Origin of the sequence: Thermoanaerobacter sp. A7A, from assembly GCF_000445185.1 — a bacterium.
In the GTDB taxonomy this organism is placed as follows: domain Bacteria; phylum Bacillota; class Thermoanaerobacteria; order Thermoanaerobacterales; family Thermoanaerobacteraceae; genus Thermoanaerobacter.
Window position 1 is genome coordinate 25,856 of record NZ_AVAF01000087.1, and the last position, 25,302, is coordinate 51,157.

The 25,302-nt window shown below is 33.9% G+C and carries 18 protein-coding genes and 1 other annotated feature; of the genes, 12 read left to right on the forward strand and 6 right to left on the reverse strand.

Annotated elements, in window-relative coordinates; translation table 11 throughout:
* The 7 genes from M663_RS0105330 (at window position 1) to M663_RS0105360 (ending at window position 7,141) form a co-directional block, all read left to right on the forward strand.
* The gene (locus tag M663_RS0105330; protein ID WP_029688215.1) at window positions 1-1,371 is read left to right on the forward strand and encodes an MATE family efflux transporter; all 1,371 of its coding nucleotides are present in this window, start codon (window positions 1-3) and stop codon (window positions 1,369-1,371) included.
* Between the two features lie 90 nt (window positions 1,372-1,461).
* On the forward strand, window positions 1,462-3,252 hold the full coding sequence (locus M663_RS0105335; RefSeq protein ID WP_029688216.1) for an HlyD family efflux transporter periplasmic adaptor subunit: 1,791 nt from the start codon (window positions 1,462-1,464) through the stop codon (window positions 3,250-3,252).
* A 3-nt stretch (window positions 3,253-3,255) separates the two neighbouring features.
* Window positions 3,256-3,948 (forward strand): ABC transporter ATP-binding protein, encoded by a 693-nt coding sequence (locus tag M663_RS0105340; protein ID WP_003869075.1) that lies wholly within the window; start codon window positions 3,256-3,258, stop codon window positions 3,946-3,948.
* Entirely contained in the window at window positions 3,945-5,120 is a 1,176-nt protein-coding gene (locus M663_RS0105345; protein WP_029688217.1) for an ABC transporter permease, read from the forward strand. The genes M663_RS0105340 and M663_RS0105345 overlap by 4 nt, the downstream gene beginning before the upstream one ends.
* Before the next feature lie 117 nt (window positions 5,121-5,237).
* On the forward strand, window positions 5,238-5,645 hold the full coding sequence (locus M663_RS0105350; protein ID WP_029688218.1) for a bacteriohemerythrin: 408 nt from the start codon (window positions 5,238-5,240) through the stop codon (window positions 5,643-5,645).
* A 1-nt stretch (window position 5,646) separates the two neighbouring features.
* Window positions 5,647-6,045: a bacteriohemerythrin gene (locus tag M663_RS0105355; RefSeq protein WP_029688219.1), complete on the forward strand. Its 399-nt coding sequence runs from the start codon at window positions 5,647-5,649 to the stop codon at window positions 6,043-6,045.
* A gap of 367 nt (window positions 6,046-6,412) precedes the next feature.
* A complete protein-coding gene (locus tag M663_RS0105360; RefSeq protein WP_029688220.1) occupies window positions 6,413-7,141 on the forward strand; it encodes a fumarylacetoacetate hydrolase family protein in 729 nt (242 codons plus the stop codon).
* 2 nt (window positions 7,142-7,143) lie between these two features.
* On the opposite strand, the gene M663_RS0105365 is transcribed toward M663_RS0105360, so the two are convergent.
* Both M663_RS0105365 and M663_RS0105370 read right to left on the reverse strand, forming a co-directional pair.
* Window positions 7,144-8,193 (reverse strand): DUF1646 family protein, encoded by a 1,050-nt coding sequence (locus M663_RS0105365; RefSeq protein WP_273702645.1) that lies wholly within the window; start codon window positions 8,191-8,193, stop codon window positions 7,144-7,146.
* 74 nt (window positions 8,194-8,267) lie between these two features.
* Window positions 8,268-8,322: a sequence feature (sodium ion sensor (DUF1646 type); this cis-regulatory element may regulate processes involved in with the transportation of sodium ions), on the reverse strand.
* A 74-nt stretch (window positions 8,323-8,396) separates the two neighbouring features.
* On the reverse strand, window positions 8,397-9,392 hold the full coding sequence (locus M663_RS0105370) for a sodium:calcium antiporter (RefSeq protein ID WP_273702646.1): 996 nt from the start codon (window positions 9,390-9,392) through the stop codon (window positions 8,397-8,399).
* A gap of 159 nt (window positions 9,393-9,551) precedes the next feature.
* Here M663_RS0105370 and addB point away from each other — a divergent pair, with 159 nt between their 5' ends.
* Genes addB through M663_RS0105390 form a run of 4 tightly spaced genes read left to right on the forward strand, consistent with a single transcriptional unit; the run spans window position 9,552 to window position 21,425 of the window.
* Complete coding sequence (gene addB, locus M663_RS0105375) at window positions 9,552-13,013, forward strand: helicase-exonuclease AddAB subunit AddB (RefSeq protein WP_029688223.1); 3,462 nt, start codon at window positions 9,552-9,554, stop codon at window positions 13,011-13,013.
* Window positions 12,991-16,683, forward strand: coding sequence for a helicase-exonuclease AddAB subunit AddA (gene addA, locus M663_RS0105380; protein ID WP_029688224.1), 3,693 nt, complete (start codon window positions 12,991-12,993; stop codon window positions 16,681-16,683). The genes addB and addA overlap by 23 nt, the downstream gene beginning before the upstream one ends.
* 10 nt (window positions 16,684-16,693) lie before the next feature.
* Complete coding sequence (locus M663_RS0105385) at window positions 16,694-17,911, forward strand: exonuclease SbcCD subunit D (RefSeq protein ID WP_029688225.1); 1,218 nt, start codon at window positions 16,694-16,696, stop codon at window positions 17,909-17,911.
* Window positions 17,892-21,425, forward strand: coding sequence for an AAA family ATPase (locus M663_RS0105390; RefSeq protein ID WP_029688226.1), 3,534 nt, complete (start codon window positions 17,892-17,894; stop codon window positions 21,423-21,425). The genes M663_RS0105385 and M663_RS0105390 overlap by 20 nt, the downstream gene beginning before the upstream one ends.
* Window positions 21,426-21,446: 21 nt before the next feature.
* On the opposite strand, the gene ltaE is transcribed toward M663_RS0105390, so the two are convergent.
* The gene (gene ltaE, locus M663_RS0105395; RefSeq protein WP_029688227.1) at window positions 21,447-22,484 is read right to left on the reverse strand and encodes a low-specificity L-threonine aldolase; all 1,038 of its coding nucleotides are present in this window, start codon (window positions 22,482-22,484) and stop codon (window positions 21,447-21,449) included.
* Between the two features lie 209 nt (window positions 22,485-22,693).
* Between ltaE and M663_RS0105400 the strand changes: the two genes are divergently transcribed.
* The gene (locus M663_RS0105400; protein WP_004400280.1) at window positions 22,694-23,866 is read left to right on the forward strand and encodes a MalY/PatB family protein; all 1,173 of its coding nucleotides are present in this window, start codon (window positions 22,694-22,696) and stop codon (window positions 23,864-23,866) included.
* Between the two features lie 63 nt (window positions 23,867-23,929).
* On the opposite strand, the gene M663_RS0105405 is transcribed toward M663_RS0105400, so the two are convergent.
* From M663_RS0105405 to M663_RS0105415, 3 genes are read right to left on the reverse strand one after another with little or no spacing between them, the layout of a single operon-like run.
* Entirely contained in the window at window positions 23,930-24,592 is a 663-nt protein-coding gene (locus M663_RS0105405) for a peroxiredoxin (RefSeq protein ID WP_004400278.1), read from the reverse strand.
* 2 nt (window positions 24,593-24,594) lie between these two features.
* A complete protein-coding gene (locus M663_RS0105410) occupies window positions 24,595-25,029 on the reverse strand; it encodes a Fur family transcriptional regulator (protein WP_004400275.1) in 435 nt (144 codons plus the stop codon).
* A gap of 16 nt (window positions 25,030-25,045) precedes the next feature.
* Window positions 25,046-25,222: a MarR family transcriptional regulator gene (locus M663_RS0105415; RefSeq protein WP_003867080.1), complete on the reverse strand. Its 177-nt coding sequence runs from the start codon at window positions 25,220-25,222 to the stop codon at window positions 25,046-25,048.
* Window positions 25,223-25,302: the final 80 nt, after the last annotated feature.

A 25,302-nucleotide genomic window follows, 5' to 3' on the forward strand; every position in this document is an offset into this window, starting at 1 on the left:
TTGGAGGCAAAAGAGAGGCATAAGCGCAATGTTGCTAAAGAAATTATAGAATTGGCTTGGCCTTCTATAACAGAACAAATGCTTATAATGACAGTTGGAATGGTGTCAACTATATTTGTAGGTCGAATAAGTGCCAGTGCAATTGCGGCTGTTGGGATGATTAATTCCCTTATTTTTTTCTTTCAAGCAATTTTTTCAGGGCTTGCCACTGGTTCCACAGTAATTGTAGCAAGGCTTATTGGCGAAGAAGACGAAGAAGGGGCTCGCCTTGCAGTTATGCAGTCACTTATTATGAGTATTGCTATTTTTATAGGACTCACTACTTTGGGCTATATTTTTGCAGTACCTATTGTTAAAACCTTCTTTGGAAGTGTATCCACTGATGTTTTTAAATTGGCTTTAATGTACTATAGAATAGTGCTTTTTGGGCTACCTTTTGTGATAATTGATATCATCATAGGCGGGGCTTTAAGAGGTGCAGGGGATACCAAAACCCCAATGTACATAACTGCTACAGTAAATGTGATAAATCTTTTGTTAAATAGCACACTTGTATTTGGAGTGACTTATCACGGTAGATATTTAATACCTCCTTTAGGAGTAAAAGGTTCTGCACTTTCTGCTACAATTTCAAGAATAATAGGAGGTTTTTTGCAATTATATGTTTTATATTTTGGCAAAAGGCGAATTAATCTTGATATAAAAGAAAAGATTCGACTTGACTTTAACATGATGATGAGGATTATACGAGTAGGAATACCAGCTTCTTTAGAGCAGGTAATAATGCAAGGTGGTTTCCTTGTAATGCAAGTGATCGTTTCCACAATGGGGACTATTGCAATTGCTGTATATCAAATAGGTATGAATGCTAATAGTCTTGCTTTTATGCCTATATTTGGATTTTCAATAGCGGCAACCAGTTTAGTGGGACGGAGTCTCGGTGCAAAACATTTTATGTTAGCGGAAATATACGCAAAAGTTTCAAGAAACATTGCTGTTGCTGTAATTTCTGTCATAGGTGTTTTTATGTTTATATTTTCAAAGCAGCTTGCAGCGCTTTATACTACTGATCCTATTGTAATAAAAATAGCTTCTGATATTATAAAGATTTTTGCTGTTGTGGAACCTTTGCTTGCTATATTAAATGTCATGGCAGGAGTATTAAGGGCTGCAGGCGATATTCCTTATATTGTTCTCACGGCTTTTATTGGATTATGGCTCTTTAGAGTGACTATTGGATATATTCTTGGTAAAGTGTTTGGTATGGGAGTATATGGAATATGGATTGGTATATGTATCGACTTTGTTGTAAGGTCAGTAATGTATAGCTATAGATTTAAAGCGGGCAGGTGGAAATATATTAAAGTGTAAACTACATAAATTCATCACATATTCTTAATTTTTGTATAACATTTTTCTGCTATTTTAATTATAACATCAATTTTTAGAAGAGGTGGATTTATGAAGAGGAAATATTTATATGTAATTGTTGCAGTATTAATCATTGGAATTGTCACTTTTTACTTTGTAAACAGGGCAAAATCATCACAATCCCAGCAGCTTTCGTATGTTACAGTTACTCGCGGTAATATTTCTATGAAAGTCACTGGGACAGGAAACTTAAGTGGTGATGTAAGAGCAATTACGCTAAAAGGCAGTGGAACAGTAAAGAAAGTGCATTTTAAGGTAGGAGACACTGTAAAGAAAGGAGACCTATTATACGAAATTGAAGATGACGATTTAAACAATCAGCTGGAACAAGCAAAAATAAACCTTAACTTAGCTGAGCAGCAACTAAATCAAGACACACAGAACTACAATAGTAGCATTGCAAATTTAAACATAACTTCTCCTTCTGGCGGGATTATAGACAGTATACTTGTAAAAGAAGGACAGAATGTTACACCTGGGACACCTGTTGCAACCGTTGCAGATTACTCCCATGTTACTGTAAAAGTTCCTTTCAATGGTGTTCAAATAAAGAATATAAAAGTTGGGCAAAAGGCGGATATTTTTTTATACGACTCATTTACAACTGTAACAGGTACTGTTGAATACGTTTCAGAGCAGCCGGTTCCTAATAATACAGTGCAATACTACTATGTGACAGTAGGGCTTGACAATCCGGGGGCATTAAGCGATGGAATGAGGGTACAAGTATCAATACACACAGATAACGGAATAGAAACAGCATTAGAAGATGGCACGTTAACTGCCAAAAACACAGTCAATGTCACAGCGCAAACATCAGGTACGGTAGATAAAATATATATTTCTCAAGGGCAAAGTGTAAAGAAAGGACAGCTTTTAATAAAACTTTCATCAGACAACATAAGCAATCTGCAGATGCAGATAGAAAATGACAAATTAAAAGTTATGGAAGCAGAAAACAATTATGATCAGATTTTACAACAAATTAACAACTTAAAGATATACTCTCCTATAGATGGGAAAATACTGAGTCAGAATATCAAAGAGGGAGATATATTAGGTAGTTCTGCTGTTAACTCTAACATGAATGGTTCAAGTGTTCAATCGCAGCAAGCAGGTTTTATACCCGTTTTAGATATAACGCAATTATCTACTTATGAGAGTCAACCAGAAACTGCGGTAATAGCAAACAACAACAAATACATCATTAACCTTTCAGTGGACGAAACAGACATAAAGCACATAAAAGTAGGGCAACAAGCACAAATTACAACAGATGACTTACCAGACAAAACATTTACAGGTACTGTTTCAGAAGTGTCACAACTTCCAACAATACAAAATGGAGTTTCTTCTTACAACGTAATTATTGAAGTCGATCCAAGCGAAGGATTAATGTTAGGCATGTCAATGAATGTTTCAATAATTGTTGCAGAAAAACAAGATGCTTTAATACTTCCAATACAAGCCGTTCAGACAAACGGAAATAGAAAATACGTAATACTCTATACAGACGATTTAAAAAATCAAAATATCAATAGCACTAACAATAGCACTAATAACGAGAACTTTTTCAGGAACAACATAAGATTTGTGGAAACAGGTATTTACAACGACAATTTTATAGAAATTGTGAGCGGTTTACAGGAAGGAGACAAAGTATTAATTCCAATACTTAATTCCTCAACAAACGCAAATAACCGTAATCCAAGTGCTTTTGGCATAATGGGTGGCTTTAGGCCAGAAGGCAATTTCAACAGGAATATTACTCATCAAGGTGCTAACAGGACATGGCAAAATAACACTTCCACAGGGAGGTAAATGATGGATAACATTTTAATAAAAATAAGGAATTTAACAAAGATTTACAAAATGGGAGAAAATGAAGTAAGAGCGTTAGATGGTATAAACCTTGACATTGAAAAAGGAGAATTTGTATCAATTGTCGGTCAATCAGGTTCAGGTAAAACTACTTTAATGAATATAATAGGGTGCTTAGATGTAAAAACTTCTGGAGAATACTTTTTAAATGGCATAGACACAAGCAAACTTTCTGACAATCAATTAGCAGATTTAAGATGTAGCGAAATAGGGTTTGTTTTTCAAAATTTCAATTTGCTTCAAAAAATGACGGCTTTAGAAAACGTGGAATTGCCTATGATATACAAAGGTGTACCTACGAAAGAAAGGCGGCAAAGAGCAGAGATGCTTTTAGAGATGGTAGGACTTAAGGAAAGGATGCACCATAGACCTAATGAATTATCAGGAGGTCAGCAGCAAAGAGTAGCAATAGCAAGGGCGCTAGCAAACAATCCCCATCTAATATTAGCAGATGAGCCGACGGGAAACTTAGACTCAAAAAGTGGTAGTGAGATAATGAAAATAATAAAAGAGTTAAACGAGAGAGGGAATACAGTAGTACTTATAACTCATGACCCTAATATAGCTGCACAAGCCAAAAGAATAGTAAGAATAAAAGATGGGCGTATTTTAGAAAACGAGGTGGTAACACCGTGAGATATGTAGAAGCTTTGAAAATAGCTATACGCAGTATTTTAAGCAATAAAATGAGGTCTTTTCTCACCATGTTGGGGATTATAATAGGTGTCACAGCTGTTATAGCCTTAGTAAGTATAGGCCAGGGCTCTACAAGAAGTGTTACTTCTCAGATACAGAGTATGGGTTCAAACCTCATAATGGTAAACGTAATGGGGAGAGGGGGAGAAAGCTCTTTAACTTATGACCAAGCCATTGTTTTAAAAGACTCAAACTTTATAGCTGCTATCTCTCCGGTCATATCTACCAGTGTAACGGCTATGTACGGAAATAATTCAGTGGACAACACAACGGTAAATGGAGTAAATGGAGATTATCAATCAATACGCGATATACAAGTAGCAGCTGGCAGATTCATTTTGCCAATGGATGATGAAGGAAGGAACAAGGTAGCAGTTCTTGGCAGCAATGTAGCGAGAGAGCTTTTTGGCTTTACTGATCCTATTGGCAAGACTATAAAATTAAATGGCCAAAACTTCACGGTAGTAGGTATTTTGTCACAAAAAGGTTCTTCAATTGCAGGTTCTGATGATGATTCAATATTTATACCCCTTAAAACAATGTTCTACTTTGCGAAAAATAGAGAGATAAGACAAATATATATAGAAGCTACAAGCCCAGATACCGTTGAATTCGCTAAAAACGAAATAAACAGCAAACTGCTAACTATATTTAAAGGCGATGCAAATGCCTTTAGAATAATTGATCAATCACAAATTTTATCTACAGTAAATAGTGTTACTGCTACATTGAGCTTGCTCCTTGGAGGAATTGCAGGAATATCCCTTTTAGTCGGTGGAATAGGCATAATGAACATAATGCTTGTATCTGTTATTGAAAGGACGAGAGAGATAGGGATAAGAAAAGCATTAGGAGCCAAAAAGAAAGATATATTACTTCAGTTTATAATTGAATCATTAACTTTAAGCGGATTAGGAGGAATAGTGGGAATTATAGTAGGATACGTATTGTCGATGGTACTAGGCTCAGCTATGAATATAAATGCTAAGCCTTCTCTCTCTACAGTATTAATATCCTTTTCCTTCTCAGTAATTGTGGGATTGTTCTTTGGTGTATATCCTGCAAATAAAGCTGCCAATTTAAATCCAATTGAAGCTCTAAGGTACGAGTAAAATACAAAAAAGGACAAATTTCTTAGTTTTACTTAAGAGTTTGTCCTTTTTAATATTGTTTTTTTGACGATAAAAGTTTATAATGTAGTTAATGATAAAATCGGGAGGAGAGAGTAATTGAAGTGGACTGAATCTTTATCAGTTGGAAATGAACTCATTGACAGTCAACATAAAGAGTTAATAAAAAAAGTAAATGATGTTCTGGACGCTTGCAATCAGAAAAAAGGAAAAGAAAAAATTGAAGAAGTGATGAAATTTTTAAAAGATTATACTATAGAACATTTTAGCGCTGAAGAAGACCTCATGAAAAAATATCAATACCCTTCTTATGAAGAACACAAAAAAATTCATGAAGATTTCATTAAAAAAGTAGAGGAATTAGACAAAAAAATAAAGAAAGAAGGCATAAACTTATCAATCATAATGCTTGTCAATAAAACGTTGGTGGATTGGCTTATAAATCACATAAGCAAAGAGGACAAAAAGGTAGGAGAACACATAAGAAAAGCAAAGGGGGATTTTTAAAATGAAGTGGACGGAGTCTTTGTCTGTAGGATATGATTATATTGATGAGCAGCACAAAGAGTGGATAAGAAGAATCAATGACCTTTTAGAGGCATACAATCAAAAAAGAGGCAAGGAAAAAGTTGAGGAAGCAATGGAATTTGTAAAAGAGTACACTGTAACGCATTTTAGCGCCGAACAAGAGCTGATGAGAAAGTATAAATATCCTGAGTATGAAATACATAAACAAATTCATGACAATTTTATTAAAGAAGTCAATGAACTAGATGAAAAAATAAAAAAAGAAGGTCCTACGCTCACTAATTTGATGACTGTTAATAGAACTTTAGTAGATTGGGTGCTAAATCATATAAGCAAAGTAGATAAAAAATTAGGAGAGTACATAAAAAGTCAAATGTAATTGAGCCTGTAAATGCAGGCTACAGACTGTAGACAAACTTTCGAAAATAGGATATTTTGCATAAGGAACGACTTGTGACAAAGCGGCAACAAAACTTAGCGAGACCAAGGGTGGAGGCAGGGCCGTAGCCATGGATGGCGAAGGCGGGCACTAAGACAAAGAGGTCGAATGTGCCCGATACCCTGCCGGAGCCTGAAGGTCGAGTTTAGTTTTGTCGCTTTGGAACATCGGAGCAACGATGCAAAATATCCTATTTAAAAATTTTTGACTTTGTCAACAAGCTGGAGCCTGTAAATACAGGCTATTTTTTAATCATAGGTTATGTGGTAAAATATTTTTAAATCTAAAAATTTGAGGGGGTTTTATTGTGAGGCTTGTGAGAATAGATAAAGCGTTGAATGAATATGGAATAATTGAAGGGGATAAAGTTATTGCATTTGGAAGTGAAGGCTTTTATTCTTACAACTTGGAGGAAGTAAAGCTTTTGCCTCCTTGCCTGCCTACAAAAGCTATATGTGTAGGGTTAAATTATAGGGATCATATAGAGGAAATGGGGGACAAAGAGCCGGAGGAACCGACATTATTCATAAAACCTTCAACAGCAGTTATTGGCCCTGATGATTTTATAGTTATTCCTAAGATGTCAGAGAGGGTTGACTATGAGGGGGAATTGGCTGTTGTAATAGGCAAAAGAGCGAAAAATGTGTCTGAAAAAGATGCGTTAGATTATGTCCTTGGCTATACGATAGCTAACGATGTAACAGCAAGAGATTTGCAGGCAAAAGATGGTCAATGGACAAGAGCGAAGTCTTTTGATACCTTTTTGCCCATAGGCCCTTGGATTGTGACAGACTTAGACCCATCTTCTTTGGACATAATTACATATGTAAATGATGAAGTAAAGCAAAAAAGTAACACCAGACATCTCATATTTGGCGTTTATAAACTTGTGAGTTTTATATCTCACATAATGACGCTAAACCCTGGCGATGTCATATTGACGGGAACACCCTCTGGCGTTGGCCCTTTAAAACCTGGAGACGTTGTAACTATTGAAATAGAGGGAATAGGTAAATTAACAAATAGAGTAAAATAGAATCAGACTACAAAATGAATGATAAAATATATAACTAAACCAATTAAAGATAGAGGAATTCCTACCAAAGCCCATTCACGGCTTTTTATATTCAGCTTTCCTGCTGATATGATATTAGGTATGTTTCCTGGAATCAACATGCCGCCACTTATTAGAAGCCCCATCAATATTGCTTGGATTTGTTCTGTTGTCATGTGAGGAGAAATTTCGGCTGCTGCCAGTGTTGCGTTGTCAAGAACTGCAGATAGCATGTTTATCCAGTATAAAAGTCGGCTATCAAGATGAATTATATAATTATCAATAATAGGTTTGAATCCTGCACCTAAAAGTTCCAATGCCAGAATAAAAACAAAAATTTTAAATGCTTGAATAAAGATAAATTGAAATCTTTCAATTTTTTTAATTTCTTCTGCTTCTTTCACATAATTTTCTTCTATAATGAGACTACTTTTCTCTAATTTATTAATATAAAGTAAACCCAAAAAGCCCAAAGCCAATACAGCTGGTATGATGTAAATGCCTAAGGTAGTAAAAAGGTAAAGGAAGCTTTCATTTAATTTTGAGGTTACTATTGTGGCTAAGGGCTCGCCAATTGGTGTTAGTGCAGCACCCATGCCTATTGAAAGAGAGGCAATGACAGTAATCACCACTTTGTCTTTGTGTTTTAAGGGCAACGAGTGAATTATTTCCACTAATATTATTGAGGCTATGATGGCTGTAATTATACTGGCTGTCAAGCCAAGGATAATAATTACTAAAAATACAAATATTTTAAGCGGAATATGAGTTACTACTGTTCCTATAAATTTTTTAAATTTATTTTTAAATATCTCAAATAAAAGTCCTGATAAAAATACGGCTGCTGTTATTAAATACAAAAGATGATTTTTAAATATGTGAGCTATCAGGTCATAAGAAAATACTCCTGATACAAATGCTGCAGCAACTCCCATTGCAAAAAGAAAATATTCGATGTTGTGTTCTATATGCCTATTTACAAGAGGCAAAATTAGGATCATTAATAATATTACTAAGAGTGCAACAATGACCACAATCCATCCTCCTTTTACATTATTATTTGTATTATTTTGTAAAATAAAAGGTGGAAAAACTCACCTTTAAGATGAGCTTCCCACCCAAGAAGCCGAAAGTTCTTGAACAAGTCATAAGACTTGCCAACCGTAAAAACTTTATTTACTTTATTAAAATTATAACATACAGGTATTTATATAAGCAACAGAGATGAAGATATAAATTAATGGAGTACAGTGATTAAAAATATTCCGTATAATACTCCTCCAAACATCAACACAAAAGGATTAACTGACTTTCTCATATTTATCCACATTAAATTTAAAATAGCTGAAGTTAAAGCTAACATGGCACTTAAAAAAGCTATTCCTGTGATGTTCCATGGCGTAAACAGTATACCAATAGTAACTGGTATGGAAGGCTGAAACACCATCGCCCCCGTTATATTTCCAAGTGCAAGAGTATCCTTTTTTTGTCCTACCCACACAATAGAATTGAGCTTTTCAGGCAGTTCTGTTGCAATAGGCGTTATGACAATTGAGAGTATTAAAGGTGAAATTCCCATCATGTGAGACAAATCTTTTACATATCCTACAAACAAGTGAGCGCCAAAAATTATTCCTAAAAGAGATAGAATTAATTGGCTGGTTATCCAGAGTAAATTAGTTTTTACTCCTAAAAACTTTGAAAAGTATAGAGTTCCTATATTTTCATCCAATTGCTGTTCATCTGAAAAAGTACGTTTTACATAAAAAGCGTATGCTAAAAGTACCAATATAACTGCAGATATTCTAATTTCGTTAACTTGATTAAAGATAGAAGCGAAAATTGCTATTGCGTATACTAAGATAAAATATGTCAAATCTCTTTGAAACACTTTTTTATTTGCATTCATTTTCAACGTTCTTTTTCCAAAAAGGGAATAAATTATGATGGCAGCACCTGTTATCAAAAATCCTAAGGTAGAAAGCATAAAGGGAGCTCCTAAAATAGCACCTGTGGCTATTTGACTTGCCTCTCTTCCTCCATAAAAAAGTATAGCGATAATTGGTATAATTGTTTCAGGAAGTGCGGTGCCTACAGCAGCTAAAATACTTCCCACTACTCCCTGACTTAAGTTTAACTTTTTTCCAAACCATTCTACTGAGTTTGTAAATAAGATACAGGAAAGAAGTATAAAGGCGAGACTAAAAAGCAACATCACTATATCTTGTGTCAACTTCTACAACTCCTTTGTGGGTAGTGTTTTAGGTCATTTACAGTAATGTATTGTACCACAAAACGAGAAAATAATTCAATAGTTTGAGTCTCTTCACCAAACATCAATAATGTGGTAACATTTATATTAGATGTCCTTTCGCTTAAAGGAGTGGACGATATGAGCATAAGATTTATATATGGAAGAGCAGGTACAGGCAAGACTGCCTTTTGCCTTAATGATATAAAGAGAAAATTGAATGATGGAAAATCCCACCCTCTTATACTACTTATCCCCGAACAATTTACCTTTGAGGCAGAAAAATATCTTTTAAATACAATTGAAAAAGATGAAAAGATAAGGGCACAAGTTTTGAGTTTTAAGACTTTGGCAAATAGGGTATTTACAGAAGTTGGAGGCCTTACCCGTCAGCACATGAAATCTTGTGGGAGGTCAATGCTTATTTATAAAATAATAGAAGACATACAAAAATACCTTAAGGTTTATTCTAAAGCCTCCAGGCAGCAGGGTTTTATCAAAAAAGTTTCAGAAGTTATAACAGAGCTTAAAAGATTTGAAGTGACTCCTGAAAAGTTATTAGAGATAACTGAAACAATAGATAATTTAGGATTAAGAGAAAAACTAAAAGACATAAGTTTAATATATTCTAAATTTGAAGAGAGTTTACACCAAAATTATATAGACCAAGAGGATGAGTTGACTCTTTTGGCAGAGAAACTGGAATATTCTTCTCAATTTGAAGGAGCGGAATTTTGGATAGACGGCTTTACGGGTTTTACGCCAAAGCAGTACAGGGTAATAGAAAAGCTTTTAAAGAAAGCTTCAAGAGTAAATGTCACCCTCTGTATGGATACATCACACAACTCTTATGAAATTGATACTACAGACCTTTTTTACACTACTAAAAAGACAGAAGACAAACTTTTAGAAATATGCCAAAGAAATAATATATCCTATGAAAAACCAGTGAATTTGAATATAGGGATTCCACAGAGATTTAAAGAAAGTGAAGAACTAAGTTTTATAGAAAAACATCTCTTTTCCTACCCTTACAAAGTATATCTAAAAGAAACAGAGGATATAAGCATATTTAAGGCTGTCAATGTCTATAGCGAAGTTGAAGAGACTGCAAGAGATATCATAAGATTAGTGAGAGATGAGGGGTTTAGGTATTCTGACATTGTGGTAGCTACTCGCGATTTAAATAGATATCATAAACTCATAAAAGCTATATTTTCTCAATATGGAATTCCCTATTTTATAGACCTAAAGATAGAAATAAAAAACAACCCTATCATCGTTTTTATAACCTCCCTTTTTGACATTCATTTAAAAAGATGGTCTTATGAGTCTGTTTTTAGATACCTAAAGACAGGTTTTGCAGATTTAGAAAAAGAGGACATAAACCTTATTGAGAATTATGTTTTAGCTAATGGTATAAAAGGAGATAAATGGAAAGAGAAAGTTTGGAATTACAGGTTAAATTACAGATTTGATAGACTTTCAATAGAGGAAGATGAAAAAGAGATAATAGAGAGAGTGAATGAGATAAAAGGAAAAATCGCAACTCCTTTACAGTATTTTTATAAAAAATTTTCTAAATCAAAGAATATTAAAGAAGCTTGTGGCACTTTGTATGACTTTTTAGTTGAAATGAAATTGCCTCAAAAGATTGAAAAATTGATTGAAAAGTTTAAACAAGAGAAGGAATTTGACACGGCAAATCAATACGCACAGGTTTGGGATATTGTTGTAGATGTTTTAGACCAAATGGTAGAAGTGATGGGGGAAGAGAAAGTTACAGTAGAACAGTTTGCGAAGATACTCAGCATAGGATTTGATGAATATCAAATTGGAAGTATTCCTCCTGCACTTGATGAAGTGTTAGTTACTAGTGTTGATAGGATGAAAAGTCACAATGCAAAAGCCCTTTACATAATCGGCGTAAATGATGGTATATTTCCTGCTTCTCTTTTTGAGGAAGGAATTTTGACAGATGGGGATAGGGAAATTTTAGCTTCCCACAATGTGGAGTTAGACAGAGATACAAAGACTAAAATATTTGAAGAGCAATTTTTAGTCTACACTGCTCTGACTTCCACAAGTAAATTTTTAAGGATAAGCTATCCCATTGCTGACCATGAAGGGAAAAGCTTAAGACCCTCTATAATAATTTCCCGCTTGAAAAAGATTTTTCCTAAAATAAAGCAGTTTAGCAACGTGGTAGAGATGGATACAGCAGAGGAAAATTTAAATCGCGTATCAACACCTTCACCTACTTTTAATGAAATGGTAAGTGCAGTTAAAAAATGGGATATTACAAATAAAATGCATCCTCTGTGGTTGGATGTGTATAAATGGTATGCTAAAAGTGAATCATGGAAGCCGAAATTGACAAGGGCTTTAGAAGGACTTTATTACACTAATCAGGTTGAAAAAGTACCTGCCCACAAGGTAAAAAAGTTGTATGGGGATGAAATGTATTTTAGCGTATCCAGACTTGAAAAATACGCAGCTTGTCCTTTTGCTTATTTTGTCCAATACGGGCTTAAAGCGAAAGAAAGGAAAATATTTAGTTTCGAGCCTCCTGATTTAGGGACCTTTATGCACAATGTCCTTGACAGATTTTCAAAGGCATTGGAGGAAGAAGGACTTACTTGGCAGGATATTGACAGAGAGTGGTGCGATGAGGCTGTGGCTATTATTGTGGATGACATGATACAAAAAATACCAGGATATATTTTAAACAGCAGTCCCAGATACAAATATCTTGCTGAAAGGTTAAAAAGAGTGCTTTCTAATGCGGTATGGGTGGTATCTGAGCATATAAAGAGAAGTTCTTTTGTGCCTTTAGACCATGAGGTTGCTTTTGGCGATAACCAAAAGTATCCTCCTATAAAGATTGTGCTGTCAAACGGTGAGGAGATAAATCTCATAGGGAGGATAGACAGGGTTGATATATTTGAAAAAGAGGATGAAGCCTATATAAGGATAATAGATTACAAGTCTGGCAACAAAACTTTAGACCTTTCAGATGTGTTTTATGGTTTAGAACTTCAGCTTTTGATATATTTAGATGCTATATTAGAAAGTGCAATAAAGGGAAACACAAATTTAAATCCGGCTGGCATATTCTACTTTAAAATAGATGACCCGATTATAAAGGCAGATAAAGATATATCAGATGAAGAGTTGCAAATGCAAATTTTTAAAAAGTTGAGATTGGAAGGGCTTGTTTTAAATGATGCTCAAATCATAAAAGAGATGGACAAATCAATTGAAGGTACTTCTTATATAATTCCAGCAACAATCAATAAAGACGGGAGTGTAGGCAAAAACACCAAAGGAGCCACAAAAGAGCAGTTTGAATTGTTGAGAAGGCACGTCAAAAAGACCATACAACGTCTCAGCGAACAGATGTTAGAGGGAAACATTTCAATTTCTCCATATAAAAAAGATAAAGAAACTCCTTGTAAATATTGCCCTTACTCTTCTGTCTGCCAATTTGAAACGAATTTTAAAGGGAATGAGTACAGGGTTATAAAGAGTAAAGATGTTGAGGAGATATGGAGTATATTGGAACAGGAAGTGAAGTCAGATGGAAACCAAATGGACTTATGAACAACAGCTGGCTATAAATACAAGGGGCAGTAATCTCTTGGTGGCAGCAGGTGCAGGCTCTGGCAAAACGGCTGTCTTAGTTGAAAGAATCATAAAACTTGTCACGGATGACAAAAATCCTGTAGATATTGATAAACTTTTAGTTGTTACTTTTACAAATGCTGCCGCTTCTGAGATGAGAGAAAGGATAGCAGAAGCGTTGATTTCTAAGTTAGACCAAAATCTGGAAGACAGGCGGCTTAGCAATCAGCTAACATTACTTAACAAAGCTACAATCACCACAATTCACTCCTTCTGCTTGGAAGTAGTGAGAAATAACTTTTTTCTCATAGATTTAGACCCTAACTTTAGAATAGGGGATGATACAGAAACTTTACTTTTAAAATTAGAGGCGGTAGAGGAGCTTTTTGAGGAATTATATCAAAAAGAGGATAATGAAGATTTTTTGACATTGGTTGAAAGTTATGGAGGCACAAAGGACGATAAACCCCTTGTAGATATTCTTTTAAAATTGTACGATTTTGTAAAATCACTTCCCTGGCCTGAAAAATGGCTTAGAGATGTGTTATTAAGCTTTGAAGTTAAAGAGGATTTTCATTTTGAAAATTCACAATGGGCGGCAGTAATATTAGACAGTTTAAAAGTAGAAATGTCAGGGCTTTTAAATGGAATGTATGTGGCAATTGCTAAGATTCATGGTGAAAATGGGCTACAAAGCTATCTTGATAATTTTGAAATAGAGGCGGAAAGCTTGGAAAAACTTCTAGACTGTGAAAATTGGGAGGAATTTAGAAAACAGATAAATGCCATAGAGTTTGATAGACTTCCCAGAGCAGGTAAAGATGCAGACCCTAAAGTAAAAGATGAAGTGACAAAAATAAGAAATGAGGTTAAAGCTAAAATTAAGGAGATAAGAAATAAGTTTTTTTCAGATGACATAGAAAAAATTGAAGAAGAAATTAAAGCTTTGTACCCTATCATGAAGGCTTTAGTGGATTTGATTCTACTTTTTGATAAAAAATATACTGATAAAAAAAGGGAAAAAGGCATTATAGACTTTAATGACATTGAACATTTTGCACTACAAATTTTGACAGAAGTCGATGAAAACGGGAATGTGAAGCCTTCAGAGGCAGCTTTGATGTATAGAGAAAAATTCCAAGAAATTTTTGTGGATGAATATCAAGATTCTAATTTAATACAGGAAGTTATACTAAGCACTATAGCCCGAGAAGACACACCTAACAGGTTTATGGTAGGAGATGTAAAACAGAGCATATACAGGTTTAGGCAGGCAAATCCTCATATATTTTTTGAAAAGTACAATACTTATTCTTCAAAAGAGGAAGATAAAAATAAAAAGATACTGCTTTATAAAAATTTCAGAAGCAGACCCCAAATCATAGATGCGGTAAATTTCATTTTCAAAAAAATAATGTCTAAGAATGTAGGGGAGATAGATTATACAGAGGAAGAGAAGTTAAATTGTGGAGCAGATTTTGGAACACCTCCTCTTGATGCCATTGTAGGTGGACCTGTGGAAATACATTTGATAGAGAAAAATGATGAAACTCCTGAAGAGGAAGAATTAGAGGTTTATGGGGAAGAAGAGGAAGAGATTATTGACAACATACAAGTAGAAGCAAGGGTGGTAGCTCAAAGGATAAAGGAATTAGTTACACAAAATGAGAAAAATACCTTTATGGTTTATGATAAAAACCTCAAAAATTACAGGTCTTTAGAGTATAGGGATATAGTAATACTTTTGAGGGCTACAGAAAGATGGGCACCTGTATTTTTAGAAGAATTTATAAATGTCGGTATTCCTGCTTTTGTGGACACAGGAACGGGATACTTTGAAACAACGGAGATAAAGACTATAATATCTCTCCTTCAGGTGATAGACAACCCAATGCAAGATATTCCGTTGTTGGCAGTTTTGAGGTCTCCTATTTTTTCCTTTACCCCAGAAGAATTAATTGACATAAGGTTAGAAGAGCCTAATAGAGCTATATATGAAGCACTTAAAAAGGTATCACAAAGGGAGGATGAATTAGGGCAAAAAGCTAAAAGTTTCTTAGAATCATTGAAAAAGTGGCAAGAGAAAGCCATTTATATGCCGGTGGATGAGTTTTTGTGGTATTTATATCAAGACACTGGTTATTATGCCTATGTAGGGGCAATGCCTCAAGGAGTGCAGAGGCAGGCAAACTTGAGGATTTTGTTTGAAAGGGCAAAGCAGTACGAGGAAACAAGTTTTAAAGGGCTGTTTAACTTTATCAATTTTATAAACCGCCTCAAAGTCAGCAGTGGCGATATGGGAAGTGCTAAAATAGTAGGAGAAAATGAAAATGTAGTCAGGATAATGAGTATACACAAAAGTAAAGGTCTTGAATTCCCGGTAGTTATAGTTGCAGGCTTAGGTAAACAGTTTAATTTAAAGGATTTAAGTCAAAGCGTATTGTACCATCATTTATTAGGATTAGGCCCTGAGTTTGTGGACTTCAAAAGAAGAATTTCTTATCCCAGCATTGTGAAAGAGGCAATAAAAAATAAAATAAAGTTAGAAAGCCTTTCTGAAGAGATGAGAGTTTTGTACGTTGCTTTGACAAGGGCAAAAGAAAAGTTAATATTAGTTGGAAGTGTTAAAGACATAAAGGAAAAAGTGAAAAAATGGTGCAATATTGCTATGTTGGAGAGTAAGGTGCCTGAGTATGAAATTTTAAAAGGTAAAAGTTATATAGATTGGATAGGTCCTGCTGTTATAAAGCATGCGGATTTAAAACCTTTAAGGGATTTTGCACAGGTACAATATGTGGCTGTGGAAGAGGATAGCTCACAGTGGCAGGTAAGGATTTGGAATAAAAAAGATGTGATTTTTGATAAAAAACAGGTTGAGGAAGAGACAAACTTATTGCAAAGGCTTGAAAACTTAGATTTAGATAGCCCTAGCAGTGAATTTTATGATGAAGTGACAAGGCGTTTAAATTATGTATATCTTTATGAAAAAGCCTGCCATTTGCCTGCGAAACTTTCTGTTACAGAAATTAAAAGAATTTTAAACGAAGAAGTAATAGATGAGGACACTACTTCAATATTTGAAAAAACAGTCCTTAAAATCCCTGCCTTTTTAGAAAAGAAAAAAGGACTTACTGCAGCCGAAAAAGGTATAGCTATGCACCTTGTCATGCAAAAATTAGATTTAAATGGGGATTTGAGTGTAGAAGGCATAAAGAAGCAAATTAAGAATATGGTGGATAGAGAGATTTTGACAGAAGCACAGTCTAAAGAGATAGACATAAGAAGAATTGAAGAATTTTTTAGAGCTTCTCTTGGAAGGAGAATGTTAAGTTCTCAAAATGTAAAAAGGGAAGTGCCTTTCCATATAAAAATTAAAAGTACAGAAGTTTACAAAGATTTGCCTGAAGAATACGAAAATGAATTTATAGCTGTGCAAGGCATTATTGACTGCTTTTTTGAAGAAGAGGGAGAAATAATCCTTATTGATTACAAGACGGATTATGTGACAGAGGAAATGATGGAGGAAATAAAAGAAAAATATAAAGTGCAGATAGATCTTTATGCAAAGGCTTTAGAAAAGATTACTGGCAAAAGAGTCAAAGAAAAATATATTTACCTCTTCTTTAATGGAATGATTCTGGAATATTAAGGGTGATAAAATGAGGATTTTACATACTTCAGACTGGCATTTGGGAAAAAGCCTTGAAAATTTTTCAAGGATTGAAGAGCAGGAGAAATTTTTAGAGGATTTTGTGCAGATGGTGGAGGAAAATAATGTAGACCTGGTCATAATTGCCGGGGATATATACGATTCTTCAAACCCTCCTGCAAGGGCGGAAATGCTTTTTTACACAACTTTAAAAAAACTTTCCAACGGGGAAAGAGTGATTTTGGTCATAGCAGGAAATCATGATAATCCAGAGAGGCTTTCAGCTGCAAGCCCCCTTGCATATGAACATGGAGTGATACTTTTAGGTACTCCTAAAAGTATTGCTCCTAAAGGAGATTTTGGAAAGTTTAAAATTTTAGATTCGGGAGAAGGTTTTTTAGAAATTGAGATAAAAGGTGAAAAAGCTGTAATTATAGCTCTTCCTTATCCCAGTGAAAAAAGGCTAAATGAAATTTTTACATCAGAATTGGAGGAAGAGAAAAGGCAGAAAAGTTACTCTGAAAGAGTTGGTGAAATTTTTAATGACCTTTCGAAAAAATACAGAAAAGATACTATAAACATTGCGGTATCTCATATTTTTGTTGCAGGAGGAGAGGAGTCAGGTTCAGAAAGGCCTATTCAGTTAGGAGGAAGTTTTACAGTAGAAATTTCTCACCTACCACAAAAGGCGCAGTACATAGCTCTCGGACACCTTCACAAACCTCAGAGAATTTCTTCTACTCTTCCTGCTTATTATTCTGGTTCCCCTCTTCAGTACAGCAAAAGTGAGATGAACCATTCTAAATGTGCTTATTTAGTAGATTTAAAGGCAGGAGAACCTGTGACTGTGAAGGAAATATATTTTAAAAATTACAAGCCTATTGAAGTGTTTAGGTGTAATGGTATAGAGGAAGCTTTAGAGATTTGCAATGAATACAGGGATAAAGATATATGGGCATATTTCGAGATTAAAACTGAGTCTTTCCTGCCTTCTTCAAAGATAAAAGAAATGAAGAGCATATTACCGGATATAGTTGAAATAAAGCCAATTTTGCCAGAGGATGAGATGGAAATTGAAGACTATGAGATAGATGATAAAAGTGTAAAGGAACTTTTTGAAGAATTTTATTTAAAGGAAAACAAAGTTCCTCCAACAGAGGAGGTTTTAGAACTTTTTATGAGTATAGTAAAGGAAGAGGATGAAGAAGATGAGACCTCTGAAGCTTAAAATTGCTGGGCTTAATAGTTTTGTAGAAGAACAAATTATTGATTTTGAAGTCCTAACAGAAAAAGGACTTTTTGGCATATTTGGTCCCACAGGAAGTGGAAAATCCACTATTATAGATGCAATTACTCTTTCAATGTACGGGAAAATTCCCAGAAATAGCAAGGATTTTATAAATACTCAATCTACATCTATGTCTTTGACATACCAGTTTGAAATAGGTGTTGATGGGGCAAGAAAAAGGTATATAGTTGAGAGAAATGTAAAAAGGGACGAAAAAAGCGGTGGTTATAAAACTACATTAGCAAGACTGCGGGAGATAGGGGAAAGTGGAGAAAGAGTTTTGGCAGAAAAAGATAGGGAAGTTCAGCAAAAAATAGTGGATTTAATTGGACTTACAGCAGAGGATTTTACTCGTTCTGTAGTGCTGCCACAAGGGAAATTTAGTGAATTTTTAAAGCTAACAGGCAAAGAAAGAAGGGACATGTTAGAGAGGATTTTTGGCTTAGAAAAGTATGGAAGCAGATTGCTTATTAAAATAAGAGATGTAAAGAGAGAAAAAAATAATTCCTTGAATGAGGTAATTGCGAAGTTGAGTCAGCACGAAGGTGTTACTAAAGAAGCATTGGAAGATTTAAAGAAAAAGTTTGAGATTTTAAAAGAAGAAGAGAAAACTTTAAAAGAACAAAAGGATAAATTAGATAAAGAAAGGGAAAAACTTAAAGGGGTATGGGAAAAACAGCAGGAGTTAAATCAATTTTTGCAGAAGAAGGAACTCTTAGACCGTAAGTTAAAAGAAATAGAAGATAAAAAGGAAAAGTTAAAAAAAGCGGAAAAGGCATTATCAGTAAAACCGTATATAGACTCTTTAGTGGAGACAGAGAAAAAACTCATTTTAAATCAAAAGGATGTGGAAAAATATTCTAAAGAGTTGGAGGAGGCTTTACAATTACTTGAGAAGGTAGAAAAAGAATATGAGGCTTCATTAAAAGAAAAGGAAGAAAAAATTCCTCTCATAATTGAAAAGGAAGAAAGGCTTAAAAGGGCTTTTAAACTGAGAGACGAGATAAAAAAGATTAATAGTGAAAGGGAGAAACTTGTAAAGGAGTATAAAGATTTAAAAAAGCAGATAGATGGGATAGAAAGAGAAATAAAAGCCCTGTCCGATTCTATAGATATAGCAAAAAAAAGCTTAAGTGAGAAGGAAAAAAGAATTAATGAAATTAAAGTTGATTCGAATAAAAGGGAAAAAATTTTTGCTGCTTTTGAAATTCAGAAAGAGTTTGAAAGAAAAGATAAAGAGAAAAAAGAAAAGGAGAAAAGAATTTTAGAATTAAAAGAGCTAATAGGTAAGCAACAGAAAGATATTGAAAAAATAGATAATTTATTGAAACGAAAAGAAAAAGAAATACAAGAGGTTGACAATAATATAAAAAAACTTGAAATGCAAAAGCCTCCCACAAATGAAGACCTTTTGGACCTGCAAAAAAGTTTAGAAAGAAAAAGAGTAGAAATTTTAGAATTGAAAGAAAAAGAAAAGTTAAAAAATGAGGCGGAAAATAATTTAAAAGAAATTTTAAAAATAAAAGAAGAAATAAATAATGAGATAAAAGAGATTGAAGAGAAATTAAAAAATAAAAATAATAGTTTGGAAGAAGTAAAAAAAGATATAGAGGAACTTGTAAAAAACAACATGGCAGGTGAACTGGCAGAGGGATTAAAAGAAGGTGTTCCCTGTCCTGTTTGTGGTTCGATTCATCATGTAAGATTGGCACAAAAGGTAGAGGAAGACTTAATAAAAGAAAAGCAGGAAATAAAGGCAAACTTAGAAAAGGATATAATGGACTATCAAAGTAAGCTTTTTAAGTTAAAAGGTGAATTATCAGGAATAGAAGTCAAAGAAGAGATGTATAAAAAAGAATATGATAAACTGTGGGATATACTAAAAGACATTAACCTTTTAAAGTTAGAAGAAGAATTAAATAAGATGGAGTCTTTATTTATACAGTGGAAAGAAAAATTAGAAAAATGGAATAAGAGTAAGGAAGAATTAGAGACCTTAATTAAAAAATTAAAGGAGGAAAAAGCAAGTTTAGATTTAGAACATACAAGATTAAAAGAAGGTATAAATAAAGATATTAGCCTTTTGAAAGAGTTTGAGTCTTCTCTTGAGGCTATTAGTATAACTTACAGTGAATTAGAAGGTCAGTTAAGAATATCAAGGGAAGAATTGGGGATTTCAGATTTTAAAGAAAAAGTGGAGGAAATAAATCAAAAAGAGAGGGAAATAGAAGGGCTGAGGAATGAAATAGAGAATTTTAAAAATACGATTGAAGAATTGACAAATAAAAAGGAAACCCTTTCAAACAATCTCAATGCTCTTTCAATAAGGAAAGGACAGATAGAGGAAATAGGTAAGGAAAAAAGTAAAAACCTTCGAGAGAGGCAGCAGGAGTTTGATTCTTTATCAGAAGGTAGAGACATAGAAGAATATTTAAAAGAGATTCAGTATAATAAAGAAAAAATTATAAAAATGGAGAGTGTTTTAAAAGAAACTTTAGAAAAGGCAAGAAAGGATAAACAAAATATAGAAAGTAAAAAGATATCTGCCTGTAAGAGTCGGGACCTTTTAAATAATATGTTTAGGGAACAAAGTGAAAAATTAGAAAATGCTCTATTAGAAAAGGGATTTAAGGATAAAAAAGAGGCTTTGGAGTATTTATTAGACAGTGAAAATATTAAAAAAATTGAGGAAGAAATTAAGAATTTTGAAAATGAATATGTATCTGTAAACAAAAGTATAGACAGACTGATGGAGATATTAAAGGGGCAGAAAATTAATGAAGAAGAATGGAATCAATTAGAAGAAAGCATTAAAGGGTTGGAACAGGTCTTAAACGAAAAAAGGAAGGAAATAGGCGCTACAGAAAAGGCTATTTCAGATATGCAAGAGAATTTGCAAAAAGTAGAAGAATTTACAAAGCAGAAAAAGGAATTAGAGCGTGTAGTGGATATATTAAATGAATTGGACAATCTTTTTCAGGGAAATAAATTTGTAGATTTTATTGCCGCAAGACAGCTTAAATATATAACCTTTTTTGCATCAAAAAGGCTTAAGGAAATAAGCAGGGGAAGGTATGCCCTTGAGATTGATTCAGACAACAATTTTGTAATGAGAGATGACTTCAATGGCGGAGTAAGAAGGTCTGTAGATACTTTATCTGGCGGTGAAACTTTTTTGACATCCCTTTCTTTGGCTTTGGCTCTTTCTTCTCATATACAATTAAAGGGAAGAGCACCTTTAGAATTCTTTTTCTTAGATGAAGGTTTTGGAAGTCTTGATGCGGAACTTTTGGATATAGTGATGACCTCTTTAGAAAGGCTTAAAAAAGACAAAATGGTAGTGGGCATAATAAGCCATGTAGATGAATTAAAAGGCAGAGTACCTGTAAAACTAATTGTTACACCACCTGCCGTCTCTGGCGAAGGGAGTAAGGTGAGAATAGAATATACATAGAGAGAAGGGGATACCTTCTCTCTAAAACTGTCTTACAATTTTCTCAATTGCATCGAGAGTTTTTTCAATCTCTTTTTTACTTATGTAATAATGAGTTACAAATCTTACTGCAAAATCATTCCCGCCGTTTATTAAAATTCCATGCTCTTTTAGTCTTAAGGATAGTTCCTTACCTGTCATTCCTGTGCCTGAAATGTCTGTCATTACAATATTAGTCTGCACTGTTTCCAGGTCGAGGTTTATTCCCGGTATATTTTTTAATCCTTCTGCTAAAAATCTTGCATTGTCATGGTCTTCCTGTAGCCTTTTTGTCATTTTTTCAAGTGCTACAATGCCAGCAGCTGCAATAAAACCTGCTTGTCTCATTCCACCACCTAACATTTTGCGGTATTTTCTTGCTTTTTCAATGAAATCTTTTGTGCCGACGACTACCGACCCAATAGGGGCGCATAAGCCTTTGGAGAGGCAAAACATTACACTATCTGCATATTTGGCTATTTCTCTTACATCTACTTTAAGATAAGTAGCGGCATTGAATATTCTCGCACCATCTAAATGAACAGGTATATTATGTTTTTGAGCTATTTCGTATATTTCCTTCATAATTTCAATTGGAGTTACAGTGCCACCAGCTCTGTTATGAGTATTTTCAAGGCAGATAAGACTTGTGACGGGGTAATGTATGTCCTTTGGCCTTATGGCCTTTTCTACATCGGCAGGATTTAAGACACCTTTGTTGCTTTTCAAAGCTTTTGTCTGTACGCCTGCAAGGTATCCCACTCCTCCAACTTCATAAGTTATGATATGGCAGTTTTCTTCTACAATAATTTCTTCTCCTGGATGAGTGTGAGTCATTATTGAGACTTGGTTACCTTGTGTACCGCTTGTTACTAGCATTGCTGCTTCTTTTCCCAACATTTCTGCTGCCATTTCTTCAAGTTTTCTCACTGTAGGTTCTTCGCCGTAGACGTCATCACCTACTTCAGCCTTGTACATGGCTTCCCTCATTTCTTCAGTGGGCACTGTTACAGTGTCACTTCTTAAATCAATATATTGCATTTGTAATCCCCTCTCGCCAATATGATTCATAAAAATTTCTTTTGTTCTCATTATACCATATAATACCTGAAATTTTTAATAATTTATTCTCATTTATAGTATGGTATCAAAATATTTTAAACAAAGAAATTTAGTATAGAAATAAAACGTTTAACATGATAAAATATATGTGTGTGGTAGACATTAAGTTAAAAGGTAGGAGAGTTGATATGAAATACAATTTTGATGAAATAGTAGATAGGAGAAATACAGATTCAATTAAATGGGGAAATTTAAAAGAGACTTTTGGTGAGGAAGACATTTTGCCAATGTGGGTTGCGGATATGGATTTTAAAGCCCCTACTGAAGTTATAGAAGCATTTAAGGAAAGAGTCCAACATGGAGTATTTGGATATACATGGATACAAGATTCTTTTTACGATGCGATTATAAATTGGGTCAAAAGAAGGTTTAATTGGGATATAAAAAAAGAATGGATTTTATTTATTCCTGGAGTGATTCCAGGGCTTAGTATTGGAGTTAGAGAATTGACAAATGAAGGAGAAAAAGTTTTAATACAGCCGCCAGTATATCCACCATTTTATGAAGTTATCAACAATAATAACAGAGTTATAAATAAAAATCCTTTAAAACATAATGGGAAAAAGTTTGTTATGGATTATGAAGATTTGGAAAAGAAAATAGATGAAGAAACAAAATTAATGATACTTTGCAATCCTCATAATCCTGTCGGAAGGGTGTGGACAAAAGAAGAACTTGAAATATTAGGATATATATGTGTCAAAAATGATTTAACAATTATATGCGATGAGATACACAGTGATTTTATTCTAAAAGGTTATAAACATACACCTCTTGCGACAATTTCCAAAGAATTAGAACAAAGGACTATAACTCTTATGGCCCCCAGCAAAACTTTTAATATTCCGGGACTTGCTACAGCATTTGCCATCATTCCAAATCCAGATTTAAGAAATAAATATCAAAAGGCTATTAAAGCCTTGAGAATAGATAATATAACTATTTTTGGAGCTTTGGGATTAGAGACGGCATACAATAAAGGGGAAGAATGGTTGGAAGAGTTGCTAAGATATATTGAATATAATATAGATTTTGCTATAGATTATATCCATAAGAATATACCTGAGGTGGAAGTAGATAGACCAGAAGGCACGTACTTACTTTGGCTTAATTTTAAAAAATTAAATAAAACTTCTGATGAGATATACAAAGCTTTAATAGAAGTAGGTAAAGTAGCATTAAATGATGGAAGGCAATACGGAGAAGAAGGAGATGGATTTTTTAGGCTTAATATAGGTTGTCCAAAGGCTACGTTAGAAGAAGGTTTAAAAAGAATAGAAAAAGCAGTAAAAAGCTTATAAATTTAAGCGGGTCTATTAAAAGACCCGCTTTGTCGAAAAGAAGGGATATTTTATGGGTGACCTTTATTTCAAAGGCTTGTGTACAAACCACCAGTCAAAAGCTTCAATTTCTTTTGATTTAATTTTTTCTTTTCTTTCATTTGCAGAAGCTTCATTAGTGGATGGTGGGACTATTACATGGTCTTTAATTAAGTAGTTGTTTGGCCATTTCTCAGGGAGTGCCACGCCGTATTGGTCTGCTGTTTGCAATGCTTTTAATGCTCTTAATATTTCATCTACATTTCTTCCAACTTCTTGTGGATAATACATTATAAGTCTTATTGTTCCTTTGTCGTCTACTATAAATACTGCTCTTACAGTATTGGTACCTTTGCCTGGATGAATCATTCCTAATTGGTTAGAGACTTTTCCTAAGTCATCAGCTATAACTGGGAAAGGAATAGCTATGTTTGTGTTGTCCTTTATCCACTCTACCCATTTTATGTGGGAGAAAACTTGGTCAACTGATAGACCTATTAATTCAGTGTTTAATTCTTTAAAGTCATTAGCTTTCCTTGCAAATTCTACAAATTCTGTTGTGCAAACTGGTGTAAAGTCTGCTGGGTGGCTAAAAAGCACAAACCATTTTCCCGCGTAATCCTCAGGCAGTCTCTTTACTCCGTGAGTGGTCACTACCTCCATAGATGGGAATTTTTCTCCTAACAATTTCATTCTAATTTCCTCCATTTTTAAACCTCCTTATTTTTCTCATTACATTTTTTGCATATGCCATAAACATTTATGTCAACATTTCTAATTACAAAGCCTTTTAATTCTTCTACATTTATAATTTCCTCTGATACGGGAAAATCATATACGTTGCCACATATTTCACATTTAAGGTGTCCGTGAAAGTAAGTGTTTATATCATATCGCAATTCTTTTTCTTTCAAAGATAAAGCATTTACAACTCCTTTTTCCATAAACAATTCCAATGTGTTGTAAACACTGGTTTTTGAAAGGGTTGGTATTTCGCCTATCAAGTATTGATAAATGTCATCAGCTGTTGGGTGTATTCTATTGTTTAAAAGGTATTCTAATACTTTTATCCTTATGGTAGAAGGCTTTATATCATGTCTCTTTAAATAATCTTTTAATTGCTCTATTGTATAAGTCATTTTCATTACTTCTTTCTCACGATTATTTTGCTGCGTAGTAGCATCTTTTGGGAGACATTATCAAGTCCTCTTTTTTTAGCTCTTTTATAGCTTTGTCTACTTCTTTTTTGTCTAAATTAGCTTTTTGAGCAATATCTCCTGGTCTTAAAGGTTCAGAGGATTCTTTTAAAGTTTTTAGTACCAACTCTTTTACTTCCATTTATCCCACCTCGTTTGTATTAAATTTAATTTTGTATTAATTTCAATTTTATTATAATATTAATTTTTAGTTTTGTCAAC